At 46.4% G+C, this 17,467-nt stretch carries 20 protein-coding genes; all 20 read left to right on the forward strand.

Annotated features, from left to right (window positions below; genetic code table 11):
* Window position 1 precedes the first annotated feature (1 nt).
* The 20 genes from ICN10_RS04600 (at window position 2) to atpD (ending at window position 17,463) form a co-directional block, all read left to right on the forward strand.
* On the forward strand, window positions 2-496 hold the full coding sequence (locus tag ICN10_RS04600; RefSeq protein ID WP_216213190.1) for an SET domain-containing protein: 495 nt from the start codon (window positions 2-4) through the stop codon (window positions 494-496).
* Window positions 497-498: 2 nt separating this feature from the next.
* Window positions 499-720, forward strand: coding sequence for a DUF3717 domain-containing protein (locus ICN10_RS04605; protein WP_215350048.1), 222 nt, complete (start codon window positions 499-501; stop codon window positions 718-720).
* Between the two features lie 106 nt (window positions 721-826).
* A complete protein-coding gene (locus tag ICN10_RS04610) occupies window positions 827-1,594 on the forward strand; it encodes an ABC transporter ATP-binding protein (RefSeq protein WP_216213193.1) in 768 nt (255 codons plus the stop codon).
* A complete protein-coding gene (locus ICN10_RS04615; RefSeq protein ID WP_068320038.1) occupies window positions 1,591-2,295 on the forward strand; it encodes an ABC transporter ATP-binding protein in 705 nt (234 codons plus the stop codon). The genes ICN10_RS04610 and ICN10_RS04615 overlap by 4 nt, the downstream gene beginning before the upstream one ends.
* 22 nt (window positions 2,296-2,317) lie before the next feature.
* The gene (locus tag ICN10_RS04620) at window positions 2,318-3,544 is read left to right on the forward strand and encodes an ABC transporter substrate-binding protein (RefSeq protein ID WP_068320659.1); all 1,227 of its coding nucleotides are present in this window, start codon (window positions 2,318-2,320) and stop codon (window positions 3,542-3,544) included.
* Window positions 3,545-3,560: 16 nt separating this feature from the next.
* On the forward strand, window positions 3,561-4,481 hold the full coding sequence (locus tag ICN10_RS04625; protein WP_216213196.1) for a branched-chain amino acid ABC transporter permease: 921 nt from the start codon (window positions 3,561-3,563) through the stop codon (window positions 4,479-4,481).
* A 2-nt stretch (window positions 4,482-4,483) separates the two neighbouring features.
* Window positions 4,484-5,413, forward strand: a complete 930-nt coding sequence (locus ICN10_RS04630; protein ID WP_216213199.1) for a branched-chain amino acid ABC transporter permease — start codon at window positions 4,484-4,486, stop codon at window positions 5,411-5,413.
* 124 nt (window positions 5,414-5,537) lie between these two features.
* Window positions 5,538-6,275, forward strand: a complete 738-nt coding sequence (locus ICN10_RS04635) for a TSUP family transporter (RefSeq protein WP_216213202.1) — start codon at window positions 5,538-5,540, stop codon at window positions 6,273-6,275.
* Between the two features lie 106 nt (window positions 6,276-6,381).
* Window positions 6,382-8,304: a tRNA uridine-5-carboxymethylaminomethyl(34) synthesis enzyme MnmG gene (gene mnmG / locus ICN10_RS04640; protein ID WP_216213205.1), complete on the forward strand. Its 1,923-nt coding sequence runs from the start codon at window positions 6,382-6,384 to the stop codon at window positions 8,302-8,304.
* The gene (gene rsmG, locus ICN10_RS04645) at window positions 8,297-8,965 is read left to right on the forward strand and encodes a 16S rRNA (guanine(527)-N(7))-methyltransferase RsmG (protein ID WP_216213208.1); all 669 of its coding nucleotides are present in this window, start codon (window positions 8,297-8,299) and stop codon (window positions 8,963-8,965) included. Before mnmG ends, rsmG begins: the two co-directional genes overlap by 8 nt.
* A gap of 19 nt (window positions 8,966-8,984) precedes the next feature.
* Complete coding sequence (locus tag ICN10_RS04650) at window positions 8,985-9,755, forward strand: ParA family protein (RefSeq protein WP_216213210.1); 771 nt, start codon at window positions 8,985-8,987, stop codon at window positions 9,753-9,755.
* 23 nt (window positions 9,756-9,778) lie between these two features.
* Complete coding sequence (locus tag ICN10_RS04655; protein WP_068320051.1) at window positions 9,779-10,669, forward strand: ParB/RepB/Spo0J family partition protein; 891 nt, start codon at window positions 9,779-9,781, stop codon at window positions 10,667-10,669.
* Window positions 10,670-10,738: 69 nt separating this feature from the next.
* Window positions 10,739-11,233 (forward strand): ATP synthase subunit I, encoded by a 495-nt coding sequence (locus ICN10_RS04660; protein ID WP_216213213.1) that lies wholly within the window; start codon window positions 10,739-10,741, stop codon window positions 11,231-11,233.
* A gap of 40 nt (window positions 11,234-11,273) precedes the next feature.
* On the forward strand, window positions 11,274-12,149 hold the full coding sequence (gene atpB, locus ICN10_RS04665) for a F0F1 ATP synthase subunit A (protein WP_068320055.1): 876 nt from the start codon (window positions 11,274-11,276) through the stop codon (window positions 12,147-12,149).
* Window positions 12,150-12,194: 45 nt separating this feature from the next.
* Window positions 12,195-12,461, forward strand: a complete 267-nt coding sequence (gene atpE, locus ICN10_RS04670) for a F0F1 ATP synthase subunit C (RefSeq protein WP_012357116.1) — start codon at window positions 12,195-12,197, stop codon at window positions 12,459-12,461.
* Between the two features lie 63 nt (window positions 12,462-12,524).
* A complete protein-coding gene (locus ICN10_RS04675) occupies window positions 12,525-12,995 on the forward strand; it encodes a F0F1 ATP synthase subunit B (RefSeq protein ID WP_068320057.1) in 471 nt (156 codons plus the stop codon).
* A gap of 1 nt (window position 12,996) precedes the next feature.
* Window positions 12,997-13,533, forward strand: coding sequence for a F0F1 ATP synthase subunit delta (locus tag ICN10_RS04680; protein ID WP_068320059.1), 537 nt, complete (start codon window positions 12,997-12,999; stop codon window positions 13,531-13,533).
* Window positions 13,534-13,578: 45 nt separating this feature from the next.
* Window positions 13,579-15,120, forward strand: coding sequence for a F0F1 ATP synthase subunit alpha (atpA, locus tag ICN10_RS04685; RefSeq protein ID WP_216213215.1), 1,542 nt, complete (start codon window positions 13,579-13,581; stop codon window positions 15,118-15,120).
* A gap of 17 nt (window positions 15,121-15,137) precedes the next feature.
* Entirely contained in the window at window positions 15,138-16,007 is an 870-nt protein-coding gene (gene atpG, locus ICN10_RS04690) for a F0F1 ATP synthase subunit gamma (protein WP_216213218.1), read from the forward strand.
* 55 nt (window positions 16,008-16,062) lie between these two features.
* Entirely contained in the window at window positions 16,063-17,463 is a 1,401-nt protein-coding gene (gene atpD, locus ICN10_RS04695) for a F0F1 ATP synthase subunit beta (RefSeq protein WP_015420207.1), read from the forward strand.
* The last annotated feature ends 4 nt before the right edge of the window (window positions 17,464-17,467 follow it).

Below are 17,467 nucleotides of genomic sequence, written 5' to 3' on the forward strand. Positions count from 1 at the left end.
AATGGCTGACAAAAAATTAAAACCACCAAAGGTGGACAGATCTTCTATTGTTGTTAAATCCTCTCCAATTCATGGCAAGGGTGTTTTTGTTGCGAAGCCAATTAAAAAAGGTGAGGCAATCATTGAATACAAGGGTGAGCGCATTAGTTGGAAGTTGGCTGAAAAGCGTCATCCACATGATCCCAAAGACCCCAACCATACCTTTTACTTTTCACTAGAGGATGGTCGTGTAATCGATGCAAAGTATGGCGGCAATGCTGCGCGCTGGATCAACCACTCCTGCAAGCCTAGTTGTGAAACCCGTGAAGATACTTTCGACGGCGAGCCAAGGGTGTTTATTTATGCAAAGCGCGCCCTCAAAGTTGGTGAAGAGTTGTTTTATGACTATTCACTAGATATCGAGGGAAAAATTACCAAGCAAATGAAAAAAGATTACGAATGTCGCTGTGGTGCTAAAAAGTGTCGCGGCACCATGTTGGCAACAAAAGAGAAGTAAAAATTTCTATGTTGTTTGTAACAATTCAAGAGCTAGAGGCAGCAATTAATTATTGGCGCAGTCAATCACCGTCAGAGGGTGATGAGTTGCGCCTTTGCCCTGAGGCCTCAGCGCTTGCCAAGCCTTACGCCCTCATGATTGTGCAGGGTGCCCAACGGGTGCCGGTCGATGTTCTCGATGACATGGCTCGTTCTGCAATTCAACAATTTCAAAAAATAGCTTAAATATTTTTTGTTTGTCTTCCCCGAGTTGTTTAGGGTTATTGCTATATATAGCGAAGCTATCTTGGGGTATTCTCATATTCTTGCTCCCAAGTAGGGGGTAGAGGGTATGAGATTGCAAGAAACAATATTAAAAACAATTGGACTGGGAAAATCTTTCAAAGGATTTTCTGCGGTCACCGATGTGAACTTAGACGTCACCCGGGGAACCATTCACGCTTTGATTGGGCCCAATGGGGCTGGCAAGACTACTTGCTTCAATTTGTTAACCAAGTTCTTGGAGCCTAGTAGTGGCCAAATCCTATTTAATGGTTTAGACATTACCAATGAGGCCCCCGCACAGATTGCCCGTCGGGGGGTTATTCGCTCATTTCAGATTTCAGCGGTTTTCCCCCATCTGACGGTTATTGAGAACGTTCGTGTTGCACTGCAGCGAGGATTGGGCACTGAATTCCACTTCTGGAAATCTGGCAACTCTTTAAATGTACTTAATGAGCGTGCTTTAGAACTCCTCCATGAGGTTGGGTTGGAAGACTTTGCTCATGAGGAAACCTTAAACCTGGCCTATGGTCGCAAAAGGGCGCTCGAAATTGCGACAACCTTAGCTATGGAGCCAGAGTTAATGCTCTTGGATGAGCCAACCCAGGGCATGGGTCACGAGGATGTAGAGCGTGTTACTGAGTTGATCGATCGGGTGGCTAAGGGCCGCACTATTCTCATGGTTGAGCACAACATGAAGGTGGTCTCTTCAATTGCTGACCGTATTACTGTTTTACAGCGAGGCTCGGTTCTTGCTGAGGGGTCTTATCATGAGGTTTCAAACAACCCATTGGTTGTTGAAGCCTATATGGGAAGTCATGGGGGAGACAACCTATGAGCACCATGGCGCTAGAAGTTAAAAATTTAGAGTCTTGGTATGGGGAATCCCATATCTTGCACGGCGTAAATTTTGCTGTGCGTGATGGCGAAGTAGTGACCTTGCTTGGTAGAAATGGCGCCGGAAGAAGCACCATTCTTAAAACCATCTTGGGCTTAACCAGCAAAAGAACTGGTTCTGTAGAAATTTATGGCACACAAACTATCGCTATGCCAACCTACAAGATTGCCCGTTTGGGTGTTGGGTTTTGCCCTGAAGAGCGCGGGATTTTTGCAAGCTTAAGCACCGAAGAGAATTTGTTGCTTTTGCCGGAGATCGCTCCTGGCGGCATGGGTTTGGATGAGATCTATGAAATGTTTCCAAACCTCTATGAAAGAAGAAATAGCCCTGGCACTCGTCTTTCTGGTGGTGAGCAACAAATGCTGGCCATGGCTCGTATTCTGAGAACGGGCGCTAAGCTTCTGTTGCTTGATGAAATTACCGAAGGTTTGGCTCCAGTTATTGTGCAAAAGCTTGGTGAGGTTGTAACCAGCCTGCGCAATAAGGGATTCACCATTGTTTTGGTTGAGCAGAATTTCCGTTTTGCGGCACCTTTGGCTGATCGCCACTATGTTGTTGAACATGGAAATGTGGTTGAGGTTGTAAATCAGAATGAGCTTGCTGAAAAAGCGGCTCTATTAAATGAGTATCTTGGTGTTTAGTGGATTTCTATAGGAGATGGCAATGAAGTTAAAGCAAATAACCGCGTGTCTGGTTGCGGCGACCATGTTTGGTTCAAACCCAGTGTTTGCGCAAAGCGCACCGAAGGTTAGTGGCGATGTTATTAAGATTGGTGTGTTGACCGACCTTTCCTCAACCTATTCTGACTTGGCTGGTCCAGGTGCTGTAATTGCTGCAAAGATGGCGATTGCGGATTTTTCTAAAGATGGCACAGTAATCGGCAAGAAGATTGAGTTAGTTAGCGCCGATCACCAGAACAAGGCTGACATTGCTGCAAACAAGGCTCGAGAGTGGTACGACAAAGACGGTGTAGACGTGATTGTTGAGTTGGTTTCAACTAACGTTGCTTTGGCTGTAATGGAAGTTGCCGAACAAAAGAACAAGATTACTTTGGTTTCTGGCGCAGCCTCTTTGCCAATTACCAACGAAAAATGTACCGCTAATAACGTACATTGGACTTATGACACTTACGCACTTTCTAACGGCACAGCTAAAGCAGTTGTAAAGCAGGGCAAAAAGAATTGGTACTTCCTTACTGCTGACTACGCTTTCGGCGCGGCTTTGGAAAAAGACTCAACCAACGTTGTTAATGCGAACGGCGGCAAGGTTTTAGGAACCAGCAAGCACCCATTCCCAAACAGCGACTTTTCTTCCTACCTCTTGAAGGCTCAAGCTAGTGGTGCTGACGTAGTTGCTTTGGCAAACGCCGGGCAAGACACCATCAACAGTGTTAAGCAGGCTTCCGAGTTTGGTATCAATAAAAAGCAAACTGTTGTGCCTTTGTTGATGTTTATTACCGATGTTCACTCTTTGGGTTTAAATGCTGCTCAAGGCATGTACCTCACAGAAGGTTTCTACTGGGATAAAGACGACAAGACTCGTGCTTTTGCAAAACGCTTTATTTTGCAACATAAGCGCATGCCTTCCAGCGTTCAGGCAGGCGTTTACTCATCTGTTCTTGCTTACTTAAATGCCGTACAAAAAGCTGGCACCGATGACACCCAAGCGGTGATGAAGGCTTTGAAGTCTACAAACATTGATGATGGTTTGTTCAAAGGCAAGATTCGTGCTGACGGCAAGTTTGAGCATGATATGTATTTGCTAGAAGTTAAGAAGCCATCTGACTCTAAGAGCCCATGGGACTATTACAACGTTAAGGCAGTTATTCCTGCTGCTGAAGCAACTCAACCACTTTCATTGTCACGATGCAAGCTGGTTACTAACAAGTAATTGATCTCTATTAAGTATGTTTGAACTTCTTGGAATTACCCCTCAAGGGCTGGTTGCCCAGCTCTTGGTGGGGCTTATTAATGGCTCTTTCTATGCCATATTGAGTTTGGGATTGGCCATTATTTTTGGCCTTCTCAACATCATTAATTTTGCGCATGGTGCTCAGTACACCATGGGTGCATTTATTGCTTGGATTGGTTTAACTCAAATCAGTCAATGGCTCGGCTTTCCTGAGCTATCAATCAATTATTGGTTTGCTTTAATTGTTGTCCCGTTGGTTTTGGCGGGCTTCGGTTTAATTCTGGAGCGCACGATGCTGCGCCGTCTGTATCACTTAGACCATTTATATGGTCTTTTGCTGACATTTGGTTTGGCACTCATTATTGAGGGCATGTTCCGTCATTGGTACGGAATCTCTGGTGAGAGCTATCCAGCCCCAGAGATACTGCAGGGCGCTATTCCCCTTGAGTCTCTCGGCATTATTTTGCCGAAGTATCGAGTATGGGTGGTGATCATCTCTCTGGTGGTTTGCTTCTCTACTTGGTACGTGATTGAAAGAACAAAGTTGGGCGCCTATTTGCGCGCTGGAACTGAAAACCCTAAATTACTACAAGCTTTCGGTATTAATGTTCCTTTAATGATTTCATTGGCTTACGCCTATGGTGTTGGCTTAGCTGGCTTTGCTGGTGTTTTAGCGGCCCCTATTTTTCAAGTAAACCCGCTAATGGGTTCTAACCTTATCATCGTTGTTTTTGCGGTGGTGGTGATTGGCGGCATGGGCTCCATCATGGGCGCCATCTTGACTGGTTTGGGTTTAGGTTTGATTGAAGGCCTGACCAAAGTCTTTTACCCAGAAGCTTCTGGCGTTGTGATTTTTGTGATCATGGCAATTGTTTTGTTGGTTCGTCCTGCTGGACTGTTTGGGCGGGAGAAATAAGCATGAATCCAAAAACAAAACTACTTTACGGAATTTTGGTCCTTATTGGACTGTTATTGCCATTCCAAGATTTTATTTACCTTGTGTTTGCGATGAAGGTTTTATGTTTCGCATTGTTTGCATGCGCATTTAATTTGCTTTTAGGTTTTACGGGCTTGCTGTCTTTTGGCCACGCTGCATTCTTTGGAACGGCGGCTTACATCACCGCTTACTTTTGCAAAGAAGCGGGCCTTTCCCCTGAATTGGGGATTATCTTGGGTGTTGTTGGCTCGGGGATTTTGGGCTTCTTAATTGGATCCCTGGCTATTCGTAGGCAAGGAATCTACTTTGCGATGGTGACTTTGGCTCTTTCGCAAATGATTTATTTTTTAGCTGTTCAACTGCCTTTTACTGGTGGTGAGGACGGTATTCAAGGCGTGCCTCGCGGAATGTTATTTGGTTTTATTGACCTAAAAGATGACGTAGCGATGTACTACTTTGTATTAGCTGTTTTCCTGTTTGGCTTCGCGTTGATCATGCGCGCGGTTCATTCACCATTTGGTCAGGTACTCAAAGCTATTCGCGAGAATGAGCCACGCGCCATTTCTTTGGGTTATGACGTCGATCGATTTAAATTAATGTCGTTTGTTATTTCTGCGGCATTAGCTGGTCTCGCTGGATCAATGAAGTCCTTGGTGTTTCAGCTTGCAACACTTACTGACGTTCATTGGCATATGTCGGGTGAAGTTGTATTGATGACTTTGCTTGGAGGAATGGGAACTATTCTTGGTCCAGTAGTTGGCGCAGGAATTGTTGTTGGTTTACAAAACTATTTAGCCAATATTGGATCTTGGAGCACAATTGCTACCGGATTTATTTTTGTAATTTGCGTTCTAGCTTTCCGTCGCGGCGTTGTTGGTGAAATCGCTGCGCACTTCAAAAACAAAAACTAATTTTTGTTTTTTCCTTTTATTATTTGGTTTTAGTGTGGCGTCAATTTTTAATTGCGTCACACTCATTTAATTAAAAGAGACTCTCATCGAATTTTCAATTTATATCTGGCCATTGCTTTTAGCGATGGCTTTTTTTGCCGGGCTGGTTGATGCGGTGGCTGGTGGTGGTGGCCTAATTCAGGTCCCCGCTCTTTTTGCAGCCTACCCAGATGCGCCGCCCGCAACCCTGCTCTCAACCAATAAGGTGTCTGCGGTTGGTGGAACGCTCAATGCTGCGCGAAGATATTTACGGCATGTGTCTTTGCCATGGGCTGTAGTTGGCCCCGCAATTGTTGCGGGTTTTGTTGGCTCGTTGTTGGGTGCTAATGCGGTAAGCAACTTCCCGGCAGAACCACTTCGCAAGGCTTTGCCTTTTGTATTGTTATTTCTGTTGTTGTACACCTGGTTTCAGCCATCGCTCGGCGAAGCCCACGCGCCAAAAATCCTTGGACGCTTTCAACAACTTAAGGCAGCAATTCTTGGTTTAACAATTGGTTTTTATGACGGCTTCTTTGGACCGGGCACGGGCAGCTTCTTGCTGTTTGGTTTTGTTCGCTTCTTCAGCTTTGATTTTCTGCATGCTTCTGCTGCAACAAAGCTGGTAAACGTTGCAACTAATCTGGCGGCTATTTTGATGTTAGCCAGCCTAGGGCAAATTAATTGGGCACTTGGGTTTGCCATGATGGTGGCCAATATTGCAGGCAGTCAGTTCGGAAGTCGTCTGGCAATTAAGCATGGCAGCACCTTTGTTAGAAAGGCTTTTCTGCTTATTGTGAGCGTGTTAATTTTGAAGTCTGCTTGGGATGCCTATTTTTCTAATTAAATCAATTACTTAGAAATACACCTTTTAGTTTTTAAGATATTTGCAATGTTTTGTTTCACGTGAAACAAACAAAATGCTATGATCATCGCCCTATCTGAGGCAAATCATGCGTTATTCCAAAAATTTCGATGTCATTGTGGTTGGTGGCGGTCACGCCGGGACTGAGGCTGCCCTCGCCTCAGCTCGCATGGGTTGCGATACGCTACTGATTACCCACAGCATCGAAAACTTGGGGGCGATGAGCTGTAATCCCTCCATCGGTGGGATTGGTAAAGGCCACTTAGTAAAAGAGATTGATGCAATGGGTGGTGCGATGGCTGCTGCCACTGACGAGGCCGGCATTCAGTTTCGAATCCTTAATTCAAGTAAGGGTCCTGCTGTGCGGGCCACTCGTGCCCAGGGCGATCGTGTTCTATATAAAGCCGCAATTCGCCGTCGTTTAGAAAACCAGCCTAATTTAAGTCTATTTCAGGCTGCTGTTGATGACTTATTGGTAAAGGGCGATGAGGTACAGGGCGTTGTTACGCAAATGGGCCTGGAGTTTATGGCTAAAAAGGTAGTGCTTACAGCAGGCACCTTTTTGGACGGGAAGATCCATGTTGGATTGAATAATTATGCTGGCGGTCGCGCAGGTGATCCGGCAGCAGTTTCTTTGTCTGCTAGATTAAAAGAGTTAAAACTTCCTCAGGGCAGGCTTAAAACGGGTACCCCACCCCGAATTGACGGCAGAACGATTGATTTCTCGGTAATGCTGGAGCAGCCTGGGGATTTAGACCCTGTTCCGGTGTTTTCGTATTTAGGTCGTCCCGAGCAGCATCCCAAGCAGGTTCCTTGCTGGATTTCTCATACGAATGAGAAAACCCATGACATTATTCGAGGTGGTTTAGACCGCTCGCCGATGTATACGGGCGTCATTGAGGGCGTTGGTCCGCGCTACTGCCCTTCTATTGAGGACAAGATTCATCGCTTTGCCTCTAGAAATAGCCATCAGATCTTTCTAGAGCCAGAGGGCTTAACAACCAACGAGTTCTACCCAAACGGCATCTCCACTAGCCTGCCTTTTGATGTGCAGTGGGACTTGGTTAGAAGCATTCGGGGTATGGAGTCTGCAGTAATCGTCCGTCCCGGGTATGCCATTGAGTATGACTTCTTTGATCCGCGCCAATTGCGCCATAGTTTAGAGACTAGGGTTATTGGCGGCCTTTACTTTGCGGGCCAGATCAACGGCACCACGGGTTATGAAGAGGCTGCGGCACAGGGAATGCTGGCCGGCATCAATGCCGGTTTAGCCGCTAAAGGTAAAGAGCCTTGGTTGCCTAAGCGTAGCGAGTCTTACATAGGCGTTTTGGTTGATGATCTGATCACACGCGGGGTTCAAGAGCCCTATCGCATGTTTACAAGCCGCGCCGAATATCGCCTGAGCTTGCGGGAAGATAACGCTGATATGCGTTTGACTACTATTGGGCGAGAGTTGGGCTTGGTCGACGACTATCGCTGGGAAGTGTTTTGCAGGAAACAGGAGGCTGTTTCACGTGAAACATCTCGATTGCAAAATATTTGGGTGGGCCCTAAGAGTGAGGCTGCTCCCTTTGTCTCCCAATTATTGGGGCAAGACCTTTCCCATGAATGTAGTTTGGCTGAGCTTTTAAGGCGCCCAGGCATTACTTATGAGGCAATTACTGCTCTAGGCGATGGAATGTGGGCCCCAGAATCTTTGGATGAAGATCTTGGGCTGGCTGCTCAAATAAGCGATCAAGTAGAGATTTCTGTGAAATATCAGGGTTATATTGAGCGTCAAGCGACCGAAATTGCCCGTCAAGAACACAATGAGACATTCCCTCTCCCAGAATCACTCGATTATTCGCAGGTTGTTGGCTTGTCCAAAGAAGTACAACAAAAGCTTAACTTGCATAAACCAGAAACATTAGGTCAGGCTGGTCGTATTTCAGGTGTAACTCCAGCAGCCCTCTCCCTCTTGTTGGTGCATCTAAAAAAGGGCTTGGGGCGCACTCAAGAAACGCATGAGTGAGGGGCTCCTTGCTTTAGGAATTGAGGATCTTGGCCTCAAATTAAGCGCGACCAATATTGCCGATTTAGAGCTGTTTTTACAAGAAATGGGACGCTGGAACCAGGTCCATAACCTTACAGCAATTGAGGGTGAAAAAGATTCTGTACGCCTACATCTCATTGATTCCATTGCTGTTTTACCTGTTCTTAGACAGTTTTTACTGGGCCCATCACCCAAGATTGCAGATCTCGGTTCGGGCGGTGGCTTGCCGGCAATTCCGATTGCAATTGTTCAGCCGGAGTGGCAACTTTCTTTGATTGAAGCCATACGTAAAAAGACGGCATTTCTGCAGCATGTGCGCGGAAAGTTAAAGCTAAAAAACATTGAAGTACTCTGTGAGCGAGTAGAAGATGCTGCAGTGCAGCAACCAGGGCAGTTTGATGCAGTTATTTCTCGTGCATTTACCAACCTGGCACGCTTTTTAGATTTGTCATTGCCTTTCCTGAAGCCTGATGGCCTGGTGTTCGCAATGAAGGCTAAGCGCGCAGACGATGAAATGAAAGATGTTTCTATGAAGGAGTGGCGCTTAGTCGCCGATGAACCCCTGCATATTCCTAATTTAGCGGTGGAGCGGCGCCTTTTGGTGTTGGCCCCCGTGAGAAAATCCACCCTCACCCCTTAAGTAGACCCAAAAAGTAGCTATGGCAAAAATATTCTGTATCGCAAATCAAAAAGGTGGCGTTGGCAAGACCACGACTGCCGTTAATTTGGCCGCAGGCTTGGCAGGGCTCAAACAACGGGTTTTGTTGGTTGACTTAGACCCCCAGGGCAATGCAACTATGGGTTCCGGGGTTGAAAAGGCAGATTTAAATACTAGCGTCTATCAAGTATTGATTGGCATGGCATCTGTTAAAGAATGTGCACAGCGTTGCGAAAGTTCAGGCTATGACGTATTGCCAGCCAATCGTGATTTAGCTGGCGCTGAAATTGAATTGGTAGATTTAGATTTGCGCGAAGTGCGATTGAAGGATGCGCTTGCACAGGTCGCTGATGACTACGATTTTATTTTGATCGATTGTCCGCCCGCTTTGTCATTGTTAACACTCAATGGATTGTGCGCAGCAAACGGCGTGATCGTTCCAATGCAATGTGAATATTTTGCGTTAGAAGGCTTGTCTGATTTGGTTAACACCATCAAACAAGTGCACGCAAATTTAAATCCGGATTTAGTCATTATTGGTTTGTTGCGCGTAATGTTTGACGCGCGCATGACATTGCAACAACAAGTCTCTGATCAGTTGCTCGAACACTTCGGCGACAAAGTTTTCAAGTCCTTTATTCCGCGTAACGTGCGCCTAGCAGAAGCCCCTTCCTATGGGCTTCCTGGGGTTGCTTTTGACAAATCATCACGTGGCGCAAAAGCGTATTTAGAGTTTGGCGCCGAGATGGTTGAACGCATTAAGCAGATGTAATTTTTAAAGAGAAAATATAGAACATGGTTGCCATTAAGAAAAAAGGTTTGGGTAGAGGTCTTGAGGCCCTGCTTGGAGAAAAAACTCAACAAGCCAGCCCATCAACCGACATTAATCGCTTGCCGCTAACAGCGCTTCAAGCAGGCAAATATCAGCCACGTCAAAAAATGGAAGCGGGTGCGCTGCAAGAGTTAGCAGAAAGTATTCGTGAGCAAGGTGTGATGCAGCCTCTGTTGGTTCGCTTAGTAGCCCCCGGCAAATATGAAATCATTGCAGGAGAAAGACGTTTTCGTGCCGCTACTATTGCCGGCTTAAAAGAGGTTCCTGTTTTAGTTTCTGGTGCAGATGATCAAGCTGCCGCGGCAATGGCCTTGGTCGAAAATATGCAGCGCGAGGATTTAAATCCTCTTGAAGAGTCTCAGGGCTTGGCTCGGTTGATCGAGGAATTTGGCTTTACGCATGAGCAGGCCGCAAAAGCAGTGGGCAAATCCCGCAGCGCCATTACCAATTTGCTGCGCCTTGCCCAGCTGGCAAAGCCAGTTCAGGCCATGCTGCTAGCTGGGGACATAGATATGGGCCACGCCCGTGCGCTACTCCCTCTTCCAGGCTCTAGCCAGGTTGCCTTAGCGCAAAGAATCTCTGCTCAAGGCTTATCAGTCCGTGAAGCGGAAAGAATGACAGCTGCTTTGGTGATTGCTGGCGGCCAAATAGGCGACAAAAAAGCTAAAAGTAAGCCCGGTAGCCCAACAAAGAATGCCGACCCTGATATGCAGCGTTTAACCCAGGAAATAGCAGATTTGATCGGTTTGAGCACGGAATTTAAGCTCAAAGGCAAGGGTGGAGAGCTCAGAATTCGCTTTAGCCAATTCGATGAGCTGGATTCTTTGTTAAAAAAGTTGGGCGTTGAGTCATAAATAAGGGCAAAAAATGTACCCAAATCCTTTGACATATTGCAGTGCACACATTAAACTTTCGGGGCTAAATTGATTCCTCAAAAAAATCAATTTTCCGAGGTAAATGAGTGGGATGAGCCCGAAGAAGAAGTTATTCGGGTCTACAGCAAGGAAGAGATTGTTGCGTTGCAGCAGAATAATGCAGCAAAGTACCGAGCCCTTTCACCTTGGAAAATAGTGTTGGCCCAAATGTTGATTACAGCTATCAGCATGGTGTTTTGGTCAATTTTTGGGGAGCCGGTAGGGGTAAGCCTTTATACTCAGTCGGCCTTTTTAGGTGGTTTAATTAGCGTCTTGCCTACAACCCTGTTTTTAGTAAGGTTGGAGTTGGCAAAAAAATCGCAAATATTGAATCCAGGAAGATTTTTAGCAGCATTAGTTTCAGGCGAATTTATCAAAATCGTCGTGACTTTAATGCTGTTTATTGGGATTGCGTATTTAGTCCCAGGCGTGCTTTGGGTCCCTTTATTGGTGACTTACCTGCTTGCCTTGAAGTGTGTTTGGCTGGCGTGGTTGTGGCGCTAAGTAGTGACAATTGAGATTGAAACAAAGGACTAGTTAAGAGATGTCTAGCGAAGTAAACCAAGCCCACGGGGCAGCAGAACAAATGACGCCAACAGCGTACATTTCAGAGCACTTACAAAACCTCAACAATTCAGGTGGACCACAGACGTCCATTATTGATTTCAGCATTATCAATTTAGACACTATTTTTTGGGCATCCCTCATGGGCTTGCTCGCTGTATTTATTTTGTTGATTGCAGCGCGTCGCGCAACTCCAGGTGTGCCAGGTCGTTTCCAGTGCTTCGTTGAAATGATTGTTGAAATGGCAGAGACACAATCTAAGAGCATTGTTCACGGCGATCGTTCTTACATCGCCCCGCTTGCGCTATTTGTATTCTTTTGGATCATCTTGCTCAACACCTTGGACTTAGTGCCGGTGGATTGGGTATTGGGCGTAAATCATTTCATTGAAAGTTTTGGCGTGCACGTGCCGCACCATAAAGTTGTTCCGACAACTGACCTCAATGCAACGATGGGCATGTCTATGTCCGTCTTACTCTTAGTTTTCTTTTATAGCTTCAAAGTAAAAGGTTTTGGCGGCTTCTTGCATGAGCTCGTTTCTGCCCCGTTTGGCGCGAAGTGGTACTTGGCCCCATTCAACCTTGCTTTGAACATCATCGAATATCTTGCTAAAGGTGTTTCATTGGGAATGCGACTTTTCGGCAACATGTATGCCGGCGAGTTGGTTTTCTTGTTGATCGCATTGCTAGGTAGTGTGTGGACATTTAATTTAGATTTATCCCTGTTCGGATTGGTGGGCCATGTTATTGCTGGATCAGCTTGGGCCATCTTCCACATTTTGGTTATTTTGTTGCAAGCCTTTATTTTCATGATGTTGACCTTGGTCTACATCGGGCAAGCGCATAGCCATCACTAAGATTTTTATTTTTAACTTATCTCTTTAACTTCAGGAGTCAGCAACATGCAACAATTTCTCGCAAACATTCAAGGTTTCACAGCAATCGCTATCGGCATCATCATCGGCCTCGGCGCGATCGGTGCTTGTTTAGGTATTGCATTGATGGGCGGTAAGTACATCGAAGCTTGTGCACGTCAACCAGAATTGATGGAGCCACTCCAAACTAAGATGTTCCTTTTGGCTGGTTTGATCGACGCTGCGTTCTTGATCGGCGTTGGTGTTGCAATGTTGTTTGCTTTCGCAAACCCACTGCTCGCAGTTATTAAGTAATTGTTTTGGCGTGGATGACCAAGGGGTCATCCAACTGTTCTCAACAATACTGAAAGGAATATCGTGAATCTGAACGCGACCCTATTCGCGCAAATGATCGTTTTCTTCGTCTTATGGTGGGTTGTTGCACGCTTTGTGTGGCCACCACTTGTTAAGGCGTTAGATGAGCGTTCAAGCAAAATTGCTGATGGTTTAGCTGCTGCCGAGCGCGGTAAAGAAGCACTCGCATTAGCCAGCAATGAAGCTGAGCAAGAATTAACTAAAGCACGCCAAGAAGGTGTTCAACGTGTTGCCGAAGCTGAAAAACGTGCACAAATGTCAGCCGATGAAATTCGCGCTAACGCACAAGCTGAAGCGGCTCGAATCATTTCTCAAGCTAAGCAAGATGCAGATCAACAAGTAACGCGCGCTCGTGAAGTGCTGCGTGCCGAAGTTGCTGTTCTCGCTGTTAAAGGCGCTGAGCAAATTTTGCGTCGTGAGATTGATGCAAAAGCCCACGGCCAATTGCTTGACCAACTAAAGGCAGAACTTTGATATGGCTGATTTAGCCACTATTGCACGTCCTTATGCGGAAGCGCTTTTTCAAAGCGCCAAGCCGGCTGAGCTTGCTGGTTGTTTGGAGCAGTTAAACGAATTGGCACAGCTTGCTGCTTTGCCAGAAGTTGCTGCTTTGTCAAACAATCCAAAAGTATCCGCTGATGATTTAAGTAAGTTACTTTCTGGCATGGTGAAGACCAAGCTAGATGGCAAGGTTGCCAGCTTTTTAAATCTTGTAAATCAAAACCACCGCTTAGCAGCCGTTCCTGAAATTGCACAGCAATTTGAAGCAATGAAGAACAAGAGCGAAGGCGCAGCAGAAGTAAACATTACCAGCGCATTCCCTTTAGAGGGTTCTGCGTTAAATGATTTGTTGTCAAGTTTGAAGAAGCGCTTTGGGGGTAAAGAATTGCGCCCAACTATTCAAGTTGACCCAACATTGATTGGCGGAGTTCGCATTCAGGTTGGCGACGAAGTAATGGATAGTTCAGTTAAGGCCCAGTTAGCTCAAATGCAAGCAAGTCTTGGCGCATAAGTGATCCCTATTAAGAACATACGAAATAAGACCCAGGAGTAAGTAATGCAACTCAACCCTTCCGAGATCAGCGAGCTGATCAAAAGCCGAATTAGCGAATTGGGCGTTGACTCCCAAGTTCGCAACGAAGGCACTGTTATTTCAGTGACCGACGGTATTTGCCGCGTACATGGCTTGTCAGGCGTTATGCAGGGCGAAATGTTGGAGTTTCCAAACAACACTATCGGCCTCGCGTTAAACCTTGAGCGTGATTCTGTTGGTGCCGTAGTGTTGGGTGAATACACCCACATTAAAGAAGGCGACCCAGTGAAATGTACTGGCCGCATTTTGGAAGTTCCAGTTGGCCCAGAGTTGCTCGGTCGCGTTGTAAACGCGCTCGGTCAACCAATTGATGGCAAAGGCCCAATCAACACTAAGTTAACTGACTTTATTGAAAAAGTTGCTCCTGGCGTTATCGCACGTCAATCCGTTAGCCAGCCAGTACAAACTGGTTTGAAGGCGATTGATGCGATGGTTCCAATTGGCCGTGGTCAGCGTGAGTTGATCATTGGCGATCGTCAAACTGGTAAGACAGCTGTTGCGGTTGATGCGATCATTAACCAAAAAGGTAAAGGCGTTTATTGCGTTTACGTGGCGATCGGTCAAAAAGCTTCTACTATTGCTAACGTTGTTCGCAAGCTCACAGAATTGGGCGCGATGGAGTACACCGTGGTTGTTGCAGCGAGTGCTTCTGAGTCTGCAGCGATGCAGTACCTCTCTGCTTACGCAGGTTGCACCATGGGCGAATACTTCCGTGACCGCGGCGAAGACGCTTTGATTGTTTACGATGACTTGACCAAGCAAGCAGTTGCTTATCGTCAAATCTCCTTGTTGCTCCGCCGCCCACCAGGCCGCGAAGCTTATCCTGGCGACGTGTTCTACCTCCACTCACGCTTGCTCGAGCGCGCTGCTCGTGTAAATGCTGAGTATGTTGAAAAGTTCACTAACGGCGCAGTAAAAGGCAAAACTGGTTCTTTGACCGCATTGCCAATTATTGAAACTCAAGCTGGCGACGTTTCTGCATTCGTTCCAACCAACGTAATTTCGATTACTGACGGTCAGATCTTCTTGGAAACTGACTTATTCAACGCTGGTGTACGTCCTGCGATTAACGCTGGTATTTCTGTATCCCGCGTTGGTGGTGCTGCACAAACTAAAGTTATTAAGAAATTGTCTGGCGGTATTCGTACCGACTTAGCGCAATATCGTGAATTGGCAGCGTTTGCTCAGTTCGCATCTGATCTTGACGAAGCAACCCGCAAGCAGCTCGAGCGTGGTCGCCGCGTTACTGAATTGTGTAAGCAAGCTCAATACAAGCCACTCCAAGTTTGGGAAATGGCTGCTTCACTCTACGCTGTGAACAACGGCTACTTCGATGACCTCGAAGTGAAGAACGTATTGGCCTTCGAAAAAGGTTTGCAAGATCATTTGAAATCTAAATACGCTGACTTAGTTGGACGTATTGAAGAGACTAAAGATTTGAGCAAAGATGACGAAGCTGCTTTGCGTGCTGCCATTGAGGATTACAAGCGTTCTGCCTCTTTCTAAGAGGGCTCGCATAAATCATGGCAAGCACAAAAGAGATACGATCTAAGATCAAGAGCGTGCAAAACACGCGCAAGATCACGAAGGCAATGGAAATGGTCGCCGCATCCAAGATGCGTCGCGCCCAGGAGCGCATGCGTAATGCGCGCCCATATGCTGAAAAAATTCGTGAGATTGTTGCCAATCTTTCTAAAGCAAATCCTGAGTTCCGCCCTGCTTACATGGCAACTCGTGAAGTGAAGAAGGTTGGCACGATTTTGGTTACGACAGACAAAGGCTTGTGCGGCGGTTTAAATACCAACGTCTTGCGTTTGATTGCTAACCAAGTGCGCGATTTGCAAGAAAACAATATTGAGATTGCGTACACCGCAATTGGTTCAAAAGGTCTGCAATTTTTGAATCGCTCAAAAGCAAAACTCATTTCTCAAACAATTCAAATTGGCGATACGCCGCATTTGGATGTTTTGATTGGTGCGATTACCGCCCAATTGGAAGCGTTTGAGCGTGGCGAGATTGATGCTGTTTATTTGGCATACACCCGCTTTGTAAATGCAATGAAACAAGAGCCTGTTTTAGAAAAACTCTTACCTTTGGAGCCAGCTGCTTTGACTCCAGAAGAGCAAACAGGCAATTCTTGGGATTACATCTACGAACCTGATGCAGAGTCCATTTTGAATGGCCTGCTAAAGCGTTACGTTGAAGCAATGATTTATCAGGCGGTTGCTGAAAACATGGCTTCTGAGCAGTCTGCACGTATGGTCTCAATGAAGGCCGCTTCAGACAACGCGAAGAACGTAATCGGCGAATTGCAATTGGAATACAACAAAACACGACAGGCTGCTATTACCAAAGAGCTGTCAGAAATTGTTGGCGGAGCGGCTGCGGTTTAAGCAGTCAGCGTTTAGGAATACGAAAGAATTCAGGAATTAAAAGCGGAGAAATGCGATGAGTAACGGAAATATCGTGCAGTGTATCGGTCCAGTGGTGGACATTCAGTTCCCACGCGACAAAATGCCAAACATTTATGATGCATTGACATTAGTTGATAGCGGCGAAAAATCATTTGCTGAAAAAGGTTTGACCTTTGAAGTTCAGCAACAAATCGGTGACGGCGTAGTTCGCGCGATTGCCATGGGTGCCAGCGATGGCTTGCGCCGCGGTATGGAAGTGAAATCCACCGGCGGCCCAATTTCTGTGCCTGTTGGGCCAGCAACTTTGGGTCGCATCATGGACGTTTTGGGTCGCCCAATTGACGACGCAGGTCCGATCGCTACTGAAGAGCGTCGTGCTATTCACCAGCCAGCACCTAAGTTTGATGAGCTCTCACCTTCTGTTGACTTGCTCGAAACCGGAATTAAGGTTATTGACTTAGTTTGCCCATTCGCTAAAGGCGGTAAGGTTGGCTTGTTCGGTGGTGCGGGTGTTGGTAAGACCGTGAACATGATGGAATTGATTAACAACATTGCTAAGCAGCACTCAGGTTTGTCAGTGTTTGCCGGTGTTGGTGAGCGTACTCGTGAAGGTAATGACTTCTACCACGAGATGAAAGAATCTAACGTTATCGACAAAGTGGCGATGGTGTTTGGTCAGATGAACGAGCCTCCAGGTAACCGTTTGCGCGTTGCGTTGACTGGTTTGACTATGGCTGAAGCGTTCCGTGACGAAGGCCGTGACATTTTGTTCTTCGTTGACAACATCTACCGTTACACATTGGCAGGTACTGAAGTTTCTGCGTTGCTCGGCCGTATGCCTTCTGCTGTGGGTTACCAGCCTACATTGGCTGAAGAGATGGGTAAATTGCAAGAACGTATTACTTCTACTAAGACTGGTTCTGTTACATCTATTCAGGCCGTTTACGTTCCTGCAGATGACTTGACCGATCCGTCACCAGCTACAACCTTCTTGCACTTAGACTCCACAGTTGTGTTGTCACGTGACATCGCTGCATTGGGTATTTATCCAGCGGTTGATCCACTGGATTCAACCAGCCGTCAGCTCGACCCACAAGTGGTTGGTCAAGAGCACTATGAAGTAGCTCGTGAAGTACAGATGACATTGCAACGCTACAAAGAATTGCGCGACATTATTGCGATTTTGGGTATGGACGAATTGTCTCCAGAAGACAAATTGGCTGTATCACGTGCTCGTAAGATTCAACGTTTCTTGTCCCAGCCTTTCCACGTTGCTGAAGTGTTTACTGGTTCGCCAGGCAAATACGTTCCATTGAAAGAAACTATCCGTGGTTTCAAAATGATCTGCAGCGGCGAATTGGATCACTTGCCTGAGCAAGCGTTCTACATGGTGGGTTCAATTGATGAAGCCATCGAGAAAGCCAAGAAGCTTTAATCTA

Origin of the sequence: Polynucleobacter sp. 86C-FISCH (genome assembly GCF_018882415.1) — a bacterium.
Classification (GTDB): Bacteria; Pseudomonadota; Gammaproteobacteria; order Burkholderiales; family Burkholderiaceae; genus Polynucleobacter.